Genomic DNA, 18,629 nt, shown 5'->3' on the forward strand with positions numbered 1-18,629 from the left:
ACCGAAACCGCGGGAACTGCCGTTACACCCGGCTCGTCTCATTGATTCTAGGACTCGGTGGCGTGCTCCCGTAGTGCTTCAACGGAGGCCCGGATTTCTGCCGCCAACTGCAGCAGGTGTTCAGAGTCCATCGCTTGCCCCGGTTTGAGCTGCCGGAAAGCGGCCTGGAAGTCTCCGCCGACCTCCCGTAGTTCACTCAGGGCGGCGATGAAGGCGCCCTGAGCTTCCAGCTTTTGCTGGTCGGCGCGCGACTTCTCGTCATCGAAGAAGAACGCCGGTGACACATCGAAAAAGTCCGCCAGGGCTTCGATCTTGTCCCTCGCGAGTCCCTGGGAATCGCGATCGTTGAGCAACTGGGCGATGTACTTGTATGTGCAGCTTCGACCCGTGTAGGTGCGGACATGCTCTGCGATCTGCTCGAGTGTCGGAGGCTTGCCGTTGAGTCGTTCCTGTCCGTACCGGTATCGCAGATGCTGGAGCCGTTGCCCGAACTTCCCGTGTGGATCCCCGCGGTCCTCCAGGTCGGCGAGTGATTTGCCGAACTGCGTCAGGATCGCTTCCAGCCGTTCGTCGTCCGGATGCCTGTCCAGCTGCCCCGTGAACAGCTTTTCGATATACGTCGGACCGCACCGACGGCCGGTCACACGGGTGACGGTGTCGGCGATCTCCTCGAAGCCGAGCATTCTGTTGCCCAGTCCTCGTTGCGTGAAGCGCATGTATTGCAACTTTTGCGCGAGACTGCCGCGCGGGTCTCCCCGATCCTCGTCCGACACCGTGCTTCAGCTCCAGCCTGTTAGACGCGGCACCTTGCGGCGCCGGTGTTCTCCCCAGTAGCGGACGCTAGCGGCTCCACCCGCGGCGTCTGCAGGTGCAGATGGTAACTGAGGCGACCATGGCGGAGAAACTTGTGTCGAGCTTGAGTGAAACAAAAAGCGCCGCGGGCACTCCTCTGACCTGCGCATACGCCTGAACGGGCGCTGAGTTTGTCAAAATCTGGTCAACACGCCAGAGGCAGATCGAGGCACGAGACAGGCGCTTCAGTTGACTTTCGTGGGTGACTCCATATGCTCGTCAACGTCGAAGCCGCCCGGAACACCGACGCGGCACTGGTAGCGGGGCAACGTTGCTGACCCGGATGGCATCGATGCAGGTCCACCGCCTGCGGGGATAGGGGATCAACAGGAGGGGCTGGGGCCGGTGAACACGCGGACGGGGATCGCGCACGGCGCTAACACGATCGTGGCGTCGCGGCGTGACGTGTTGACCGGCCTCAGCGAGCACGCCGCTAGCAGGCACCTGACGGTGATCGTGACAGGCCTGCGCCCGGCTTCCCAGGACGCGGCAGTCGACGCACTGGATTCGGTGCCCGGAACACATGAAACGGATACACCTTCGTGCCGTACGCAAGCTCCACTACGGCACCTGCCGGGCGGGCGCTGCCACCCTCGACTGCGGTAGCGCCCGCCCACCTTCTAGACCGAGAATCCGCGGGGTGCGCAGTGAGGGCCACGGCCCCGCACCCTTATCTGCACCTGCTCGATCAAGGCCTGACTCACATCGTCGAGCCCGACACAGGCTGACCACGACCAGCATTGCTCCAGGGGAAGACATGCACTCGATTGAGCTCTACAGGCTCGCACCCGCCAGGCCGGATCGAACAGCAACCCCGATCACCCGCCCCAAGCGCGGAGCCGGCGCAGCCTCTCACGGCGAGGTGCCCAACGCGTCGAGCCGGATGCCGCAGGACTCCTCCGCTCTGACCAGACCAACAGTATGCGCCTGGAAGCCGGGACACCTTACCTCAGCCTGAAATCGGCGGACTCGTCTCCAGCATTGCATTAAGCCGCTCGTACCTCACCGACCTTGCCCAGCGGGTCGCTCATCACCGCAACGATCGTCGCAAATCCTCACACGACCGCGACATCACACAGCACGAATCTTCAAGGAGGCACTTCATGACCGACTCCGGCATGCCCATCCCCCGGCTCCTGGTCCTCGTCCGAGACGAGGAATCGGGCTGGACGCACGTCGCTCAACAACCCCGCGATCCGCACGCTACCCCGCTTTTCACGGGATTTTTGCGCACCACTACCAATGGCGAACTGATCACCGCGATGCACAAAGCCCGCTACCACGCGTTCGCGACGTACTCGATCGACCACGATACGACCGCTTACTGGTTCGAGTCCATCTCACCACCCACATCGCCAGAACTCCCGCAGCCCGTCACGCAGTCGATGGCGGCCACGGCGTGACCAGACCAACATCCAAGGCCCTGGCCGGACCGTGGTGGGAAAGCGCTCCAGACGATCGCGGCCTCGTATTACACCTCGGAGAGCGCACCACAGCCGTGCCCGACGAAGTCGCAGAGGTGCTTCTCGAGCAACGTCAGTCCAGCGGTGACATCGCGGTCGATGTCCTGCGAACGGAGGCCCATCTCCGCGACCTCGAACGCAGGACTGCCGGCAAAGTCGCCAGCGAGATGGCTGAGTACGCACGGCTGCGCCGTTTGCTGGCGGACACCGGGTCATCGTGGTTCGCGCGCATTCGCCGCGCTGAACTGCGGGCCAAATCCGAGAGCGCACGTACCCGCTATCTCGACGCGAACCGAATCCACGCAGAAGTCGTGGCGTTGAAAGTGAACCTTCGATCATTCGTGATCGCCATGCAGCCCCAGGAGGGACTGCTCGCCGAGGCCGCCGCCGGCTGGACCCGCTCACCGGCAGTACCAGCTGGGGTGTCCGTCTTCGATGATGTCTCGTCGTTCCTGATCGATACCCGGCGCGACGCGGACCCGGACGGGCTCGCGGGCACCATCGGAGGTGAGGACTTCGGGGACCTGTGGCGACGCGATGGCGACGATCCGACCGCGCAACCTCTCGCTCGCGCCGGATGCTGGCTGGTGGGACACCTCGCGCGCACCGGAGAGATCTACGCAGTCCGGCGCTGCGGCACCCAGCTCAGAGAAGTATGGCTTATGGGCCGCAAGTTCAGCACAGCACGCGCACATGACCTATTGGCCCCGCTGATGTCCCGGATGCCGGAACCGAACTCGTTGATCCTGGTAGCGGAGGCCGTTGTCCAGGCGGCGCGCGACCATCGGCGCGACCGGCCATCATGAAACTCTGGAAAGGCAGATGTGGCCATGCCGTCATGCTTGCCGTGGCCGCGATATCGGTGACCGCCTGCAGCCACAGCCCTCCGGCACCGCTCTCACCACCGGTCACCGACCGGGTACATCCGGCACTGCCTGGCAAGCCCGGCCCCCAGATCGTCGTCGAGGGCACCGCGACGTGGCGTACCGACCATGTCGGATGCGCGACGATGATGACCGATCACGGCCAAATGCTTCGTCTTGTCGGTCAAGTCGCGACGGACCATGAACGAGCGGTGTTCGAAGGCGGCCCGACGCAAGAACACGTCCGCATCGTCGGTTACACCTTCGACCCGATGACCAACGCGACCGTATGCGGCTCAGGACTCCCGTTCGTCGCGGAAAAAGTGGAGCCAACGACACCTCAGTAATAGTACAAAAAGCTAATCAGTAAATATGCAGCCCGTTTGCAGCCCCTTGGGCTCACGGGCAATAAAAGCTGCACAAAAACAAACCCAAAAAGACGATTGTAAAATCGGCACGACAACCAGTTGACAGACCGTTTACCTGTTGTGCAAAGTTGATCCCGAGCCAGAAATCACAGCTCACAGGCCAGCGGAAATTGCTGGAGCCACATCGGAACCGCAAGCGGTCCGCAACGATCATGCCGAGATAACTCCTTCTTGATCACCAATGCGCCTTACTGACGTTTGGTGATCCGGTCAATGGTCCGCCGATACGCGAGCGACTCCGATCTATCACATACGCCAACCAAAACGGGGGCATCACCCATGTCAGTACGACCATCTCGCGCAGCCGGCGCAATTGCCGGATGCGCGGCACTCGCCGCGATCTCGGCCGCCACGCCCGCGATCGCCGTGACCGGGCAGGACGGAGAGCGGGTCGCCGTCGCGAGCAGCACACCGGCCTGGGCCACACCGGCTGCCAAGATCGGCGGCACCGATGGCGGCGCCCAGCGTCGCATCCAGGTCGCGCTGGCCCTGCGAGATCGGGCCGGCGCCGAGCAGCTGGCGAAGGCGATCAGCACGCCCGGCTCACCGCACTACCGCAAGGTCTTAACGGCCGGCCAGTTCACCCACCGGTTCGCCGCGACCAACGACACCGTCGACAAGGTCCGCGGCTGGCTGCAGAAGCAGGGCGTCCGCATCACCGAGGTGTCGGCGAACCGGCACATCATCGAGGCGGTCGCCGACAACTCCACCTTGGAAAAAGCCTTCGGCGCCAAGCTTTCCACCTACCAGCACCGCGGAAAGCACGGCAAGGTCGAGAACCTGGTCGCCCCGGAGTCCGCGATCACCCTGCCCGCCTCCCTTCGTGATGCGGTGACCGCAGTGGTCGGACTGGACGACTCCGAGAAGACCATCACTCCACAGCGGGTGGATCGCCGCGCGCCTGCGGCACAGGCACAGGCCGCGGACGGAACGGGCTGCGCGACGTACTGGGGCCAGACCGTCAACACCGGCGTGCCCCGCAAGTATCCCGATCAGTCCAACGAAATCTGCGGCTACAACACGGCGCAGACGCGGGGACTGTACGGACTGACAGCCACGCAGACCGGGGCGGGAACCAACATCGGCATCGTCGCCGCCTACAACGGCGACCGCACCTTCGCCGACGCCAACCGCGCGGCCGCGAAATTCGGCTCGCCGCCACTGGCTCCCGGCCAGTACACCGTGAAGCTGCCCGACGGCGGATTCAACCCGGACCCCGCCTGCGAGCCCGACGGGTGGGCAAGTGAACAAGCCCTCGACGTGCAGGCCGCGCACACCATCGCCCCGGCGGCGAAGATCACCTACTACGCCGGGCGGGACTGCCGCGGTCTCTACACCGCGCTCAACAAGGCCGTCGCGGACAACGAAGTCGGGATCATCACCAACAGTTGGGGCTACAACGGCGACGAGACGACCGCGTCGCCCGCGGCCCGGCAGTTGATGGATTCCATCGGTGTCCAGGCCGCCATCCAGGGTCAGTCGATCTTGTTCTCCTCCGGCGACGCGGGCGACCTGTCCGGTGTGACCGGCGGAAAGCAGTCGGCGACCTTCCCGAGCTCTCACCCGTGGGTCACCGCCGTCGGCGGCACCTCGGCCGCGATCGACGGCGCGGGCAAGAAACTCTGGGACACCGGCTGGACCTCCACCGGGCTGGTCCAGTCCGGTGACCGCTATGTCCCGACCCAGGACAGGGACGGGCCGTTCGCGGGCGGTGCCGGCGGTGGCGTGTCACAGGTATTCGAGCGCCCGGAATACCAGGCGGGCAAGGTGTCCAGCACCCGCCGAGCGGTTCCCGACATCGCCGCCTTGGCCGATGCCTACACCGGCTTCGCCGTGGGCCACACCGTTCCCGGTCACGGCTATTTCGAATACGCATCGGGAGGTACGAGCCTCGCCTCGCCGCTGCTGGCGGGCATGATCGCCACCTCCGCGCAGGCCGCGGGCATCGATCGGCTCGGGTTCGTCAACCCCGCGATCTACGACCTCGCGGGAACGCCGGCGATCTCGGACGTCAAGCACCGCGACGGCGGGGTCTGGACCGATCGGCTGGGCTCCTACGGCGGAGTCTCGGTTCCCCCGGGACAGGGCAGCTACCTCGTGGACTTCGACCAGAAGCCCCAGTCGCTGCAGAGCGGCCCCGGCTGGGACCCGCTGACCGGCGTCGGCACACCGGCCGCCGGCTTCCCCGCCGCACTCAGCAAGTAGCCCGGATCGTGCCGTGGCGGCGCTCCGCGCAGGAACGGCCCGCCACGGCACCCCGGCCACATCCCAGTAACCCCACGGAAAGGAGGCTCCGATGGACAAAGACGGCGACCAGACCCAGCGACCGAATCAGTCCGGACACGAGCAGGACGCCTCGCTCGGCCCGAACACCCCATTGGGACGGCGCGGCTCGACGGAGCCGCCCTCACGCGCGCGGAACCGCCGGACCGGACTGGCCGCGATCGCGGGGCTGGCCGCCGCCGCCATCGCGCTGGCAGCCGCGATCATCATCAGCTCCGGCGAGCCGACGGCGATGATCACCACCTTGCCCAACGCTCCGCACTCATTAGCCAGCGAACAGATCGTGGCGCCGCAGGAGATGAACGCACAGAGCCTCGCCGAACTCCCCCACGCTACGACCTTCACCACTATTACTGGCGCACCACAGGACCCCGCGCCCACTGCGCGCACCTCGGGCCGGATCATCCACCCCACCGCCACGATCGCGGTGTATGCGCAGCCCGGCGGGCCGCCGATCGCAGCACTCCCCGCGCAGCAGACGTTCGGCGAGCTGAGGACCGAAACAAAGGTCCCCGTGATCACGGAGGAACCCAGCTGGGCGCAGGTCCTGCTTCCCAGCCGTCCCAACGGATCCACCGGCTGGGTGTACCTCGACGACCCGGACGTCACCGTCGAACGGAGCAAGCACCGCCTCGTCGTCGACCGCGCCCGCTTCACCCTGACGCTGTTCGAGCAGGACCGCCATATCGGGGTCTGGACGGTCGGCATCGGCAAGCCGGGCGCGATCACCCCGGCGGGCCGAACCTTCATCCTCTCGTCCATTTTGGACACCAGCCCGAAAGCGTTCAGCCGTGTCGTCCTGCCGCTCGGGTCGCATTCGGACACCTACTCCAGCTATGGCGGCGGCCCAGGGACTGTCGGCATCCATTCCTGGCCCACCCCAGCGGTTTTCGGGCGGGCCTCCTCAGACGGCTGCGTCCGCGTTCCCGCCGACGCACTCGACGTGATCTCCCGAATCGTGCCCCTGGGCAGCCTCGTGGAGATCACGTGACCACCCGCATTCACTTCACTCAGTCAAGGGGGGACCACGTGGTCCACACACTCGATCGACCTGCCACCCGCCGGACGCTCGTGACCGCCGGTATCGGCGGCATCCTCGCCGCAGGTGTCATCGGCGTCACCGCCTCCACCACAGCACCGCCCGCCGCGGCAGCGGGGTCCACCGCGTTCGGTGTCAGGGCCACCGGAAATGAGAACAAGGCCGCCAACAGCGGCTCCCTCTCCGGGATGTCGTTTGCCGCGTCGGGAATCTCGACTGAGACCCGGCCCGGCTACGCCAAGGCGACCGTCGGCAGCTTGACCGTCGGCGGCAAGGCACTCGGCTCGGTCACCGCGACCTGCGAGCAAGGGGTCACCAAGGTCACCTTCTCCGGCAGCGCCCAGAACACCAAGTTCTTCCAGGTCGTCCCGGGGAAGGGCGGCGGTCCCAGCGTCGTCGGCGTCACCGTCACCATCACCGACGCCAAGGGCACGAAGAGCCAGACCGTGGCCGCCGCCGGAGTGAGCTGTGACAAGGCGACGACCCCGCCGACCACACAGCCGCCAACTGGCAAGCCCAACCCGACCGGCACGCCGGCCCCCACGGGCAAACCTACCGGCAAGCCCGCTACCCCGACGCAGGGAGCCGGCAAGCCCGGAACCGGCAAGCCGGGAACGGGCAAGACACCGGAGAAGGACGCCACACCGGTCCCGCCGCGACCGGGCCACCACGCGGTGACCGGGTAATACCCGCCGGGGCAGCGCCCGCCAGCGCTGCCCCGGCCCCCCTCTCCCGTTCCGCGGACAGGCTCGTCCACCTCACAGGCGTGCCGACCGTCCGGAACGGACAACAACCCGAGGGGAAACACCAGGTTTTCCCTCAATCCCAGCAGTGAATGAACGACGACGCGGCTGTCGCCGCACCTTGGAGGAGAAACGTGAACTCGACGACTACCACAACCGGCCGCGGGCGGATCGCGCTGACCGCGCTCGCGCTCGGCACACTCGTCGTGGGCGGGGCCGCCGTGACCACGAGCACCGCCAGCGCCGCACCCGCCGGGACCATCAGCATCGACGGCAACTGGGAGCCGGGCTCCGCGCACGCCAGACTGAAGCTCGCCCCGGACGCGGACGTCGGCCCCGTCCCCGGCGGCCTCGCGGGAAGCGACGTTCCCGCGATCGCGCCGGACGGGACGGAAGTCCGCGGCCTGCAGTCCGACCCGTGGTCGGGTCTGGCGCACCGCCGCGGCGACAACCAGGCCATGCGGTCCGCGGGCGGAGTGCAGGCGCAGGGCGGCTCCTACGTCGACATCACCGCCAACGGTGCCCGGCTGCGCGCGTCGGTCCCGAGTGGTCGTGTCCTGGCCTACGGCTACCGCAGCTCGACCGCCTACGTCGGCTGCAAGATCCCGCACCGCGGCTACACGTGGGGCTGGATGAGCCTGTACACCTCGGGCGGCTGGCGAAGCGGCTGGATGCGCAGCGACCTGTGGGAAGTCCGCCAAGGCACCGGCCCCGGCGGCGGCGGCACTGGTTACGTCCCGTGGTGCTGAGCCGAGACACCGAGCTGATCTAAACCTCTAGCTCACCCTCCCAGGGGCAGTGGGTCCGGACAATCACCGGTCCCACTGCCCCACCTGACCTGTGCAGCATCAACAAACTCGTTGAGCTGTCCATCACCCTCCGGCCTCGGGAGCCCTCCAGTGCTCACCAACTCACCGACCGATTCAGCCCCACCTCGCCCACCCGACCGGAGACGTCGCCGGTCACCGATCACGTGGTCTAAGCATCTCCGCCATCTCGCCTATGCATCTTTCCGCCACGCTCAGGGGAGTCAAGCGCTCCAAGTTCACTTTGTCCAAAGCTACCTACGGATCGTGCACGACCAGGGCGGGCCGATGACAATGCCTCCACGGCAACGATTCCTCGACCACGCGGCCTATCTGACTGTCCCCGCAGAGCACATGATCGTCGACGACGTCCTCGCACGGGCGCAGTTCTGGTTCTGGTCATACAATGTCTGGGATATCGCGCAATCAGTACTGTCTGGCAACACAGCCCTTCTGCCCGATCGCGCGCAGCTGGACAACCGAGCCCGCGGAGCGGGTGCCCGTCCGGGAATGAGCAGTTTCAGCGAAACCGAACTGGCCGACCTCGCTGCCGCCTTCGACGGCTATCGCAGCACCAAACCAGCGCGACTCAGTGGGCAGAACGTCGTGACTAGCTGGTTCCTGCCTCGACTGCTGAGCGTAGAACTGGGATTCCAGGGTTACGGAGACCGCTATCCGGCTCGACCGCGCGCCGACGGCGGCGACAAACATGAGAGCCGCATGCTGGGCCACTGCCTGAACGCGCAACGCCGTTTCGCCAGCGCGACGCCGTCCATCACCGACCAGGTCTACCGGCTGGTCTGTCGCGGGCTCGACAGCCCACAGCGTGGGCCTACCGGCCAGATCATCGCTGCCAGATACAGGCAGCTCATCGCGGCATACAACGTAAACCATCCAAGGGCCACAGTCTCCCGACTCCACGTTCCGGACTGTGACTTTCATGCGATAACCGAAAGGGAGCCAGCGGAAACGTCGTATCAGGCCACCGCCCCGCCACCCAACGACAAGGACGAATGATGACTCAGCTGACCAAGATCCTCGCCAGCGTAGTACTTCTGGCCACCGTCGCCACCTCTGTGGTTCTACTAGCCATTGGTGACACCGGCATGGCGATCGCACCAGGCGGCGCCGACGGGCTCGGCGTGCCCCACAGCGACACCGACTGGATCAGCCTCCTCGGCAACATCGGCCGCTTCGGCACCCGCATCACGTGTACCCGAGAACTCCACGAGCCCAGCCTCTCTACCCGTGTGCCCAGCATCAGCGCCTGAAATCCGGTAGGAGCAGTCATGACTCGCAGCATTCAGCATCAACTACATAGCACGAACTCGGTCGCCGACTACGCTGCCGTTCCGCAGCGTCACCAGCGTGTCCCCGCCGTGCACTCCGGGATCGCGCCGGTCGAGTCCTTGTCGTCTGGAATCGTACGCATGCCGGGCGACCACCACACTCGACCGGTACTGCGCCTGCGTTCGGAGAGCACAGCCTTCGTGGTCTACGGCCTCGTTGCCTCGCTGGTCGGACCGCAGCTGGAGCACACATATCTCCACTCTCCTCACTCGATCATGATGATCGGGAAGGGCGTGCCGCACGTTCGCGTGAACCTGGGAGCCGAGGTCGCCATGATCGTCGAGTCCAGCACTGACCCATACTTCGACTCTGACATCGAACGGCTTCCCCGCCTCAACACCCTTGCCGAAGCCCGTGCAGCCCAGGTCCAGAACTACTACCGAAACGGCCGATACCACGAACAGCTCAAAGCGGCCTCCTGGAGCACGGCGGTGTGGCATGTCGACAAGCACTAGCACCAGCATTCCGTCCGTCGGCAGCCCAAGTCGGATCAACGAGCTCACTGAACTCGCCGCCAACGAACTGCCGTACCCACCTCCCGCCTCCGTCCGCGCGGCCATCGCCGACCTGGCTCAGCTTCACCGGTATCCAGACCCGGCATCGACGGACCTGATCGCCTCGCTGGCCAAGAACCTCCAGATCAAGCCCGAACACATCATGCTCGGCGCTGGATCATCGTCGATTCTGCAGCGATTGATGCGCGTGGTATGCACACGTCCGGACGACACCGTGCTGTGGACGACGCCGGCGTTCGCCGCCTTCGATGTCTTCGCCCGGCAAGCTGGCATTCGGGCACATCCGGTGCCGCACGCTGGTGGCGAGGTACTCGACCTGGAGGCGATGCTCAACGCCGTATCCCCTTCCACACGGATGATCATCGTTGTTAACCCACACAATCCCACCGGAGCGATCGCCCGTGGGGACCAGCTGAGTACGTTCCTCAACTACGTCTCCGATGAGATCACCGTCGTCCTCGACGAGGCGTACATTGAATTCGCCACTGACCCACTGGTGGTCGATGGAGCCGAATTGGCAAAGACGCGGTGGGACGCAGGCCGAGAGAACATCGTCGTGACCCGAACATTCTCGAAGGCATACGGTCTCGCCGGCGCCCGGATCGGGTACGGCATCGCACCAGTTGCGCTTGCACGGTCCGTCAATGAGGCGGCGGTGCCGCGAGAGATCGCTGCCGATGCCCAGGTCGGGGCTGTCTCTGCCCTGGAAGACCAGGCTGCGATGCGGGAGAACGTAGGCCGCATCGCCGATGAACGTGCTCGGGTGATTGCAGAGCTACATCGGATCGGTTTCGCACCAGCAAACTCCCACGGCAACTATGTGTGGCTGCCGTTGGCCGACGACTCCCACCGATTCACCACGCACTGTCGCGACATGGGTGTGCGTGTGCTCGACGTTGCCGACCAAGGCGTGCGTGTCACGATCGGCACTCAGTCTGACAACGACGCCTTTTTACACGTGGCGCAGACTTGGGTCACGGGTTAGACGGCAGAAGCCAGCGGATCTGATCAGGGCGATGTCGCCGACCAGGTGCTCGACCAAGTCGGATGTCGAGCTTTGAAGATGGCGCGTCAAGCTAGGTGATCGTTATCAGCCGGCGCTGGACGACGCGTGGGACACGGCGATGATCAAGTACAACCCGTGCTGGCAGCGCGCGATCGCCTTGGCAGCGCTCGACCCGGTGTCCAGGCCGCGATCGGGATCGCGATCGCGGTATCAACGAGCCGGTGTTGCGACTGTTGCGAGCGCCTGGGCTGATCGTCCCGGCCGCGACGACCGGACCGGACGAAAAGGCCTGACTTGCTAGCGCCCGCGACTCGGGAAGCTACCCCCGGCGAGACGGTCTCGAACCAAACGCGAAGCCCGTGTGCGTTGCGGCAGCTCCCACGAACACCAGGCCGAAATCGGGACCCGGGATTGGCACAACCTTCTGCAATACCGACAGGGTTGATCCGAGTGTGAAGAGTATCCCGATCAGGACCAGGTTTCTGCGGATCCGAGGATCAGGTGGGACGGGCGACTCCATGCGAACGTCTACCTCGATCGGCACGATGGCCTGGAAGTCTGGCGGGTGCGGGCCGTCCACGAGGACGGTGTAGGCCAGTTTGTGGTCTCGCCGAAGCAGGGCGGGTTCGATCAGCAAAACGTCGTCCCCGGTACGGTTCCACACCGGTTCGGGGGTGCCTGGCACCCTGCTGGTGGCGCTGGCTTCCAGCACGCCCACGATGCGGGCACCGAACATCAATTCGATGGGGCCGTCAAACGCGTCCTTCCTGATATCCCGGCGGCCGCGCACGACGATTTCGACGGTGACCAGGTGCGGATTTTCGAGCAGATCCCCGTTCGACATGACTTCAAGCGCGAGCTGCTGACCCTTCTCGTGCACCAGCGGCGTGGAGCTGGAGACGAAGACATTCAGCCGGCGGCGCGGGTTCTGCGATCCGTATGCCGCCACGATCGCACCGATGCCGAAGATGACCGCCACGGCGACACCGATGATCGCCCAGAACGTGCCGGACGCGTACCAAGGGTCAGGCGGTGCGGATGCGGTAGGCATGGCACCCATCGAACCAAATGGTCCAGTTCTTCTAGCAAGTGCCCGGGCAACGAATCCGCCGCGGTCACAGAAACGGTCCCCGAAAGCGACTAGCACGATGCAGGCTCGAATACGGCGTTATACGGTCCGCGCCGGGGAGCAGCAGTCGTGCAAGAGATTCCGGGCCCAGATGGCATGGAATCGTCGATAGTCCCGACAGCCCAACCTTCCGGCTGGCCGTATAGATCCAGAAACTGGAGTCAGGCGACTGCCTAGAGCCAGCCCGAGCTGCTCCGCCTACGCCGCGGCCACTCCCGGCCGCAGAGTTCAGCCCCTTGCCTCGACGCTTTCCTCCGGGCATCAGAGTGTCACCCGCCCAGTGCTCCAGCGGATGTGTGCACTCGCAGGGAGCAACGACACCACGCGTCAGCCGACCGAAACGGCTGGACCAGTTCGGCGACGACGCCCAGTCAGTGCCAGATCTCCTCGTGGCTGCGCGACTGCTCCGGCCGGACGACGACTGAGTGGAATCACGCACGAGGCGCTCACCCGCTTGTCGCTACGGCTACGCGGATGACTCATCGATACCTCGACGCACTCCAAGGCGATAGCACCGACGCCACAAGGTTTCTCGGTGGCCTGAGCGGCCGACAGCAGTCGCATCGGGCCGCCAACGAAGCCTGGGCCCATCTGCGTGTGCTTATGGCATTGCTGGATGCGCTTCTCCGGCTCTCCGAGGGACGACGCGGTGCACCGAGTGCGAGGCGAGCAAGTTTTCGCAGTTCAGCCCAATGTAGCCCTCTCCTGAATGGGCCCCTACAGGAACCAGGGCTGAACACGGTCGACCCGACGCTGACGGGGCAACTCACTCGCTGCCTACCGTCTCGCCCCGACCGTCGACCCACTCCGCAACCTGCTCAGCACCGCCGTCGGGCCAGCACCACTGTCCTGCTCGGAAACGTGATCCAGCGAGTGGTGGTGCTGCCAGGGCGGGCACTCTAACGGTCAATGCGCCGGGCCGGGGGCCGGCCAATCGACGTCCGCATTCGCCGGAGCCGAGACGGCGCCCCCGCACGCAGCAGCCGATCCTGGAGTGGCGACTGCATGACACTACGACCGCTCTGAAGACTTGTGCCTGACGCGGATTTGATGGGTGTTCAAGCGGATGGCAGCTACTACCACTATCCGGAGTACTTCGCGGTAGCCACTGGCTGATGGCTGCGGACGACTTGGAGCCAGGCGGGCCATGGCGGTTCTAGCAGGCACTACCCCAGTCCCCTTGCGGCCGTAGCCACTAATGGTTCCAGTAGCCACGAGATGCCCCGTGAACAGCCGTTCACGGGGCATCTCAAATGACTGCATCGACTCCTACCAGCCGCGTTCGGACAAACTGGTGAACTCCGTGCGGACCGTCGTGTCGGCATCTTTGGACCACGGCACGTTGATCCCGACCATCGCTTCACCGAGACCGCGCGACACCTTCGCGATGACGTCCGGGTCGTCGTAGAAAGTGGTGGCCTTGACGATCGCCTCGGCGCGCTGCGCCGGGTTGCCGGACTTGAAGATGCCGGAGCCGACGAACACGCCTTCGGCACCGAGCTGCATCATCATCGCGGCGTCGGCCGGGGTCGCGATACCGCCCGCGGTGAACAGCACGACGGGGAGCTTGCCCTTCTCCGCGACCTCCTTGACGAGGTCGTACGGGGCCTGAAGTTCCTTTGCCGCAACGTAAAGCTCGTCCTCGGGCAGCGAGGAGAGGCGACGCAGCTCCGCGCGGATCTTGCGCATGTGCGTGGTCGCGTTCGAGACGTCGCCGGTGCCGGCCTCGCCCTTGGAGCGGATCATCGCCGCGCCCTCGTTGATCCGGCGCAGCGCCTCGCCGAGGTTGGTCGCACCACAGACGAAGGGCACGGTGAAGGCCCACTTGTCGATGTGGTTCTCGTAGTCGGCCGGGGTGAGCACCTCGGACTCGTCGATGTAGTCGACGCCGAGCGACTGAAGCAACTGGGCCTCGACGAAGTGGCCGATGCGGGCCTTCGCCATGACCGGGATCGAAACGGCCTCGATGATGCCGTCGATCAGGTCCGGGTCGCTCATCCGGGCGACGCCGCCCTGCGCGCGGATGTCCGCGGGAACCCGCTCGAGCGCCATCACGGCGACAGCGCCGGCGTCCTCGGCGATCTTCGCTTGTTCGGCGGTGACCACGTCCATGATCACACCGCCCTTGAGCATCTCCGCCATCCCGCGCTTGACCCGGGCCGTGCCGGTGAGCGAGGTGCTGGCCGTGTTCGTGGAGTCGTCAGACACTGCTGGACCTTTCGGAAAGCGCACGAGGTGGGGTGACGCCTCCGAGCGTAGGCCGGTTTTGGACCTCTGAAGCAGGCCAGTTCGCGGCGATTTCAGCAGTCCACTGGGTGATCTGGCCCGCGTTTGGTCCTCTGGATGCGGTAGTTGCGCGTGCAACTACCGCATCCAGAGGACCAAATGCGGAACAGGGCTAGCGGGCCAGGCCCTGGGTGAAGGCGAAGAGGCCGTCCGGGTCGTACTTCCGCGCCACCCGGCGCAGGCGCGGCAGGCTGTCGCCGTAGTACGCCTTCGCCCACTCGGGCATCTCTGGGTCGATGTAGTTGACGTACCCGGCCCGCCCGTATTCGCGGCCGAGTTCGTCCCGGACCCGGCCGATCACCTGGCGCGCGTACGCCTCGCCGCCCTCCAGGCCACGGATGATCTGGACACTGCCCAGCGCGGACCGGTGCGGGAAGCACGACTCGCTCGACGGCACCCGCGCGATCGCGCCGCCGTACGCGTCCACGATCGAGTACAGATGGGGATCGCTGCTCAGCAACGTCGCGAGCGCGTCGGGGTCGGGCACCGGATGGGTCAGCATCCGCGAAGTGGCCACATATTCCCCGCGCTGCGCGACCGCGGCCGGGAAGGCGGACTCCTGCGCGTAGGTCCGCATGGTGGCCAAGTGGCCTTGCTCGGCCACTTCGCGTTTGAGCGGCTGGATGCCGACGCGGCGGACCAGATCGTCCAGCAACGGGTTCACCTGCGCGGCGGAGCCCACGAAACAGCCACCGCAGTTCGCGGCCGCGGCGCCGAGGCCCATCCCCGACCACAACTCGTCCGGCATCGCGGGCTGCCACTCCTGCCAGGCCGCGACCAAGGCCGCCAGCGCGGCCGGAGGGAAGACCAGGTTGAAGTTCGTCAGCGTCCTGGCCGCCGCCGTGCGGAAGGTGAACGACGTGACGATGCCGAAGTTGCCGCCGCCACCGCCACGCAACGCCCACAGCAGGTCCGGCGCGGTCTCCTCCGACACCGGGCGTACCTCGCCGTCCGCGCCGACGAAGCGGACAGATTCCACATTGTCGCAGGTCAGCCCGTACTTACGGGCCAAGACGCCGATCCCGCCGCCGAGGGTCAACCCGGCGATTCCGACCTGGGGACAACTGCCGGCGGGCAGCGCGCGACCCGCCGCGGCCAAGACCTCGTACACCTGGCCGAGCCGCGCGCCCGCCCCGATCGCCGCGCGGCCGCCGGGCAGGATCTCGACCGTGTTCAGCCGGGACAGGTCGACGACCAGCCCTTTGTCCACAATGGAATAGCCGGCGTAACTGTGCCCACCGGAGCGGGCCGCGATCGGAATCCGCTGCCTGGCCGCGAAATCGACGCAGTGCCGCACGTCGTCCTCATTCGCGCAGACCGCGACACCGGCGGGCAGCCGATGGTCGTAGAGGCTGAAGAACCCGAGCCTCTTTTCGTCGTACCCGGGGTCGCCGGGCCGGAACAGCTCACCCGCCAACCGGGCGCGCAACCGTTCCCACGGACCACCGCCCCCGGGAAGCTCCGCGGGCACCGCCGCCATCACCGGGACCGCCCCCGCCAGCCGCAACACCGTTCGCCTGTCGAGCTCCATCGCTCATCCCCCACCGTCGGATTCGCCTCCGGGTGTCCGCCATCGAGCATAACGGCGCGTCGACATTAGGGGGTTCCCTCGCCGGCCGCCTTGCCGCGACGCCCGTCGCGGGTGTGTGATCGAGGACACATCTGTACGCGGCATCGTGTGGTGAGGAGACCGGCATGGCCGACAAACAGAGCAAGAACGGGGACTCCGGGGCCGCCGTCGCTGTGGACGACCCGGCGAAGGTCCGTAACGTCGTCCTGGTCGGCCCGTCGGGATCAGGCAAGACGACACTCGCCGAAGCGCTGCTCGCCGCGTCCGGCACGGTGACCCGGGCGGGCTCGGTCGTCGAGGGCACCACGGTATGCGACCACGACCCCGCGGCGGTCCGGCAGCAGCGGTCGGTCGGCCTCTCGGTCGCGCCGGTGCTGCATCAGGGCCACAAGATCAACCTCATCGACACCCCCGGATACGCCGATTTCGTCGGCGAGCTGCGCGCCGGGCTTCGAGCCGCCGACGCCGCGCTGTTCGTGGTCTGCGCGGCGGAAGGCGTCGACGCGGCCACGATCGCGGTCTGGGAGGAATGCGCCGCCGTCGGCATGCCGAGGGCGGTGGTCGTCTCCCGGCTGGACCATCACCGCGCCGACCCCGAAGGCGAAATCGCGGCCTGCCAGGAGGCTTTCGGCGCCGGAGTCCTGCCGCTGTACCTGCCCGCGCGTGATGGGCTCGTCGGGCTCATCACGCGCCGCTACTTCGACTATTCGAATGGTTTCCCACCCCAGGTCGGCGATCCGGACGAGGCCGATTTCGCCCGGATGACCGAGGCCCGCAACGAACTTATCGAAGGGGTCATCGCCGAGAGCGAGGACGAGTCCCTGATGGACCGGTACCTCGCCGGCGAGGAGATCGCCGAGGACACGCTGATCGCCGACCTCGAAACCGCGGTCGCCCGCGGCTCCTTCCATCCGGTGATCCCCGTGTGCGCGACCACCGGGGTGGGACTCGCCGAAATCCTCGACGGGATCGTGCGCGCCTTCCCCTCGCCGCTGGAGCACGTCCCTCCGGAGGTCACCTCCCCCACCGGCGAACCGCACGCCGGACTCCGGGCCGATCCCGACGGCCCGCTGGCGGCCGAGGTGGTCCGGACCGCTGTCGACTCCTACGTCGGCAGGGTGTCGTTGGTGCGGGTGTTCTCCGGGACGCTTCGCCCCGAACGGCCGGTGCACGTCTCGGGCCACGGGCTCGCCGAACGAGGGCACGAGGATCACGACGCCGACGAACGGGTCGCGCATCTGTACTCGCCGCTCGGAGCGAACCTGCGCGAAGTCCCGTATTGCGTCGCGGGCGACCTGTGCGCGCTCACCAAGGTCGGCTCGGCGGAAACGGGCGACACCGTTTCCTCACCGGACGATCCGCTGATCATGAAGCCCTGGGCGATGCCGGAACCGCTGCTGCCGGTCGCCGTCGTCGCGAAGACCCGCAGCGACGAAGACACTTTGGCGCGCAACCTTTCCCGGCTCGTCGCGGGTGATCCGACGCTCCGGCTGGACCGCAACGCCGAGACGAACCAGCTCGTGCTGTGGTGCATGGGCGAGGCCCACGCCGACGTCGTGCTGTCGCGGTTGCGCGCGGGAGGCGCCGACGTGGACACCGAGCCCGTCCGCATCAGCCTGCGTTCGACCTTCGCCGGTCCGGGCCGCGGGCACGGACGGCACGTCAAGCAGTCCGGCGGGCATGGCCAGTTCGCCGTCTGCGACATCGAGGTCCAGCCGCTGCCGAGGGGGTCGGGCTTCGAGTTCGTGGACAAGGTCGTCGGCGGCTCGGTGCCGCACCAGTTCATCCCGAGCGTCGAAAAAGGGGTCCGGGCCCAAGCTCAGCGAGGGATCGTCGACGGCCATCCGCTGATCGACATCCGGGTGACCCTCGTCGACGGCAAGGCGCACAGCGTCGACTCGTCGGACGCCGCGTTCCAGACGGCGGGCGCGCTGGCGCTGAAGGAGGCCGCCGCGGCGGGCAAGATCGCGCTGCTCGAACCGCTCGAAGAGGTGGCGATACGGCTTCCGGACGAGCATCTGGGCACCGTGCTGGGCGATCTCTCGTCCCGGCGCGGCCGCGTGCTAGGTACCGAATCAGGTGAAGGCGGACGCACGGTCATCCGCGCCGAGGTCCCCGCGGTCGAGCTCCTGCGCTACGCGATCGACCTGCGTTCGCTGACCTCGGGCACGGCGACGTTCACCCGCAGGCATGCCCGGTTCGAGCCGATGCCGGAAGGGGCGGTGGCCTACTGACGCCGCGTTTAGTCCTCTGAATGCGGTACTTGCGCATGCAAGGACCGCATTCAGAGGACTAG

General features: G+C 66.5%; 16 protein-coding genes. 12 read left to right on the plus strand and 4 right to left on the minus strand.

Annotation, left to right across the window (positions count from 1 at the left end):
- Positions 1 to 47: 47 nt before the first annotated feature.
- Complete coding sequence (locus AC069I_RS19305) at positions 48 to 773, minus strand: hypothetical protein (protein WP_478266105.1); 726 nt, start codon at positions 771 to 773, stop codon at positions 48 to 50.
- Positions 774 to 1,955: 1,182 nt separating this feature from the next.
- Here AC069I_RS19305 and AC069I_RS19310 point away from each other — a divergent pair.
- From AC069I_RS19310 to AC069I_RS19360, 11 genes are all read left to right on the plus strand, one after another.
- The gene (locus AC069I_RS19310) at positions 1,956 to 2,255 is read left to right on the plus strand and encodes a hypothetical protein (protein ID WP_478266106.1); all 300 of its coding nucleotides are present in this window, start codon (positions 1,956 to 1,958) and stop codon (positions 2,253 to 2,255) included.
- Positions 2,256 to 2,350: 95 nt separating this feature from the next.
- A complete protein-coding gene (locus AC069I_RS19315) occupies positions 2,351 to 3,121 on the plus strand; it encodes a hypothetical protein (protein ID WP_219152396.1) in 771 nt (256 codons plus the stop codon).
- Positions 3,118 to 3,525 (plus strand): hypothetical protein, encoded by a 408-nt coding sequence (locus tag AC069I_RS19320; protein WP_478266107.1) that lies wholly within the window; start codon positions 3,118 to 3,120, stop codon positions 3,523 to 3,525. The genes AC069I_RS19315 and AC069I_RS19320 overlap by 4 nt, the downstream gene beginning before the upstream one ends.
- Positions 3,526 to 3,885: 360 nt before the next feature.
- A complete protein-coding gene (locus AC069I_RS19325) occupies positions 3,886 to 5,811 on the plus strand; it encodes a S53 family peptidase (RefSeq protein ID WP_478266108.1) in 1,926 nt (641 codons plus the stop codon).
- Positions 5,812 to 5,902: 91 nt separating this feature from the next.
- On the plus strand, positions 5,903 to 6,880 hold the full coding sequence (locus tag AC069I_RS19330; RefSeq protein ID WP_478266109.1) for a L,D-transpeptidase: 978 nt from the start codon (positions 5,903 to 5,905) through the stop codon (positions 6,878 to 6,880).
- A 38-nt stretch (positions 6,881 to 6,918) separates the two neighbouring features.
- Positions 6,919 to 7,614, plus strand: coding sequence for a hypothetical protein (locus AC069I_RS19335; protein WP_478266110.1), 696 nt, complete (start codon positions 6,919 to 6,921; stop codon positions 7,612 to 7,614).
- A gap of 191 nt (positions 7,615 to 7,805) precedes the next feature.
- Positions 7,806 to 8,420, plus strand: a complete 615-nt coding sequence (locus tag AC069I_RS19340) for a hypothetical protein (protein ID WP_478266111.1) — start codon at positions 7,806 to 7,808, stop codon at positions 8,418 to 8,420.
- A 324-nt stretch (positions 8,421 to 8,744) separates the two neighbouring features.
- Positions 8,745 to 9,494, plus strand: a complete 750-nt coding sequence (locus tag AC069I_RS19345; RefSeq protein WP_478266112.1) for a hypothetical protein — start codon at positions 8,745 to 8,747, stop codon at positions 9,492 to 9,494.
- Complete coding sequence (locus AC069I_RS19350; protein WP_478266113.1) at positions 9,494 to 9,748, plus strand: hypothetical protein; 255 nt, start codon at positions 9,494 to 9,496, stop codon at positions 9,746 to 9,748. Before AC069I_RS19345 ends, AC069I_RS19350 begins: the two co-directional genes overlap by 1 nt.
- 18 nt (positions 9,749 to 9,766) lie before the next feature.
- Positions 9,767 to 10,282, plus strand: coding sequence for a hypothetical protein (locus tag AC069I_RS19355; protein ID WP_478266114.1), 516 nt, complete (start codon positions 9,767 to 9,769; stop codon positions 10,280 to 10,282).
- Positions 10,266 to 11,327 carry a pyridoxal phosphate-dependent aminotransferase gene (locus AC069I_RS19360; RefSeq protein ID WP_478266115.1) on the plus strand — a complete coding sequence of 354 codons (1,062 nt, stop codon included), beginning with the start codon at positions 10,266 to 10,268 and terminating at the stop codon, positions 11,325 to 11,327. The genes AC069I_RS19355 and AC069I_RS19360 overlap by 17 nt, the downstream gene beginning before the upstream one ends.
- A gap of 340 nt (positions 11,328 to 11,667) precedes the next feature.
- Here AC069I_RS19360 and AC069I_RS19365 read toward each other — a convergent pair whose 3' ends face one another.
- The 3 genes from AC069I_RS19365 to AC069I_RS19375 all read right to left on the minus strand — a co-directional run bounded on the left by AC069I_RS19365 (position 11,668) and on the right by AC069I_RS19375 (position 16,294).
- Positions 11,668 to 12,399, minus strand: a complete 732-nt coding sequence (locus AC069I_RS19365; protein ID WP_478266116.1) for a hypothetical protein — start codon at positions 12,397 to 12,399, stop codon at positions 11,668 to 11,670.
- 1,347 nt (positions 12,400 to 13,746) lie between these two features.
- Positions 13,747 to 14,685: a pyridoxal 5'-phosphate synthase lyase subunit PdxS gene (pdxS, locus tag AC069I_RS19370; protein ID WP_478266117.1), complete on the minus strand. Its 939-nt coding sequence runs from the start codon at positions 14,683 to 14,685 to the stop codon at positions 13,747 to 13,749.
- Positions 14,686 to 14,875: 190 nt separating this feature from the next.
- Positions 14,876 to 16,294, minus strand: a complete 1,419-nt coding sequence (locus AC069I_RS19375; RefSeq protein ID WP_478225930.1) for an FAD-binding oxidoreductase — start codon at positions 16,292 to 16,294, stop codon at positions 14,876 to 14,878.
- 164 nt (positions 16,295 to 16,458) lie between these two features.
- Between AC069I_RS19375 and AC069I_RS19380 the strand changes: the two genes are divergently transcribed.
- Entirely contained in the window at positions 16,459 to 18,567 is a 2,109-nt protein-coding gene (locus AC069I_RS19380) for an elongation factor G-like protein EF-G2 (RefSeq protein ID WP_478266118.1), read from the plus strand.
- The last annotated feature ends 62 nt before the right edge of the window (positions 18,568 to 18,629 follow it).

The sequence above is a fragment of the Amycolatopsis sp. NPDC043885 genome (assembly GCF_056435685.1).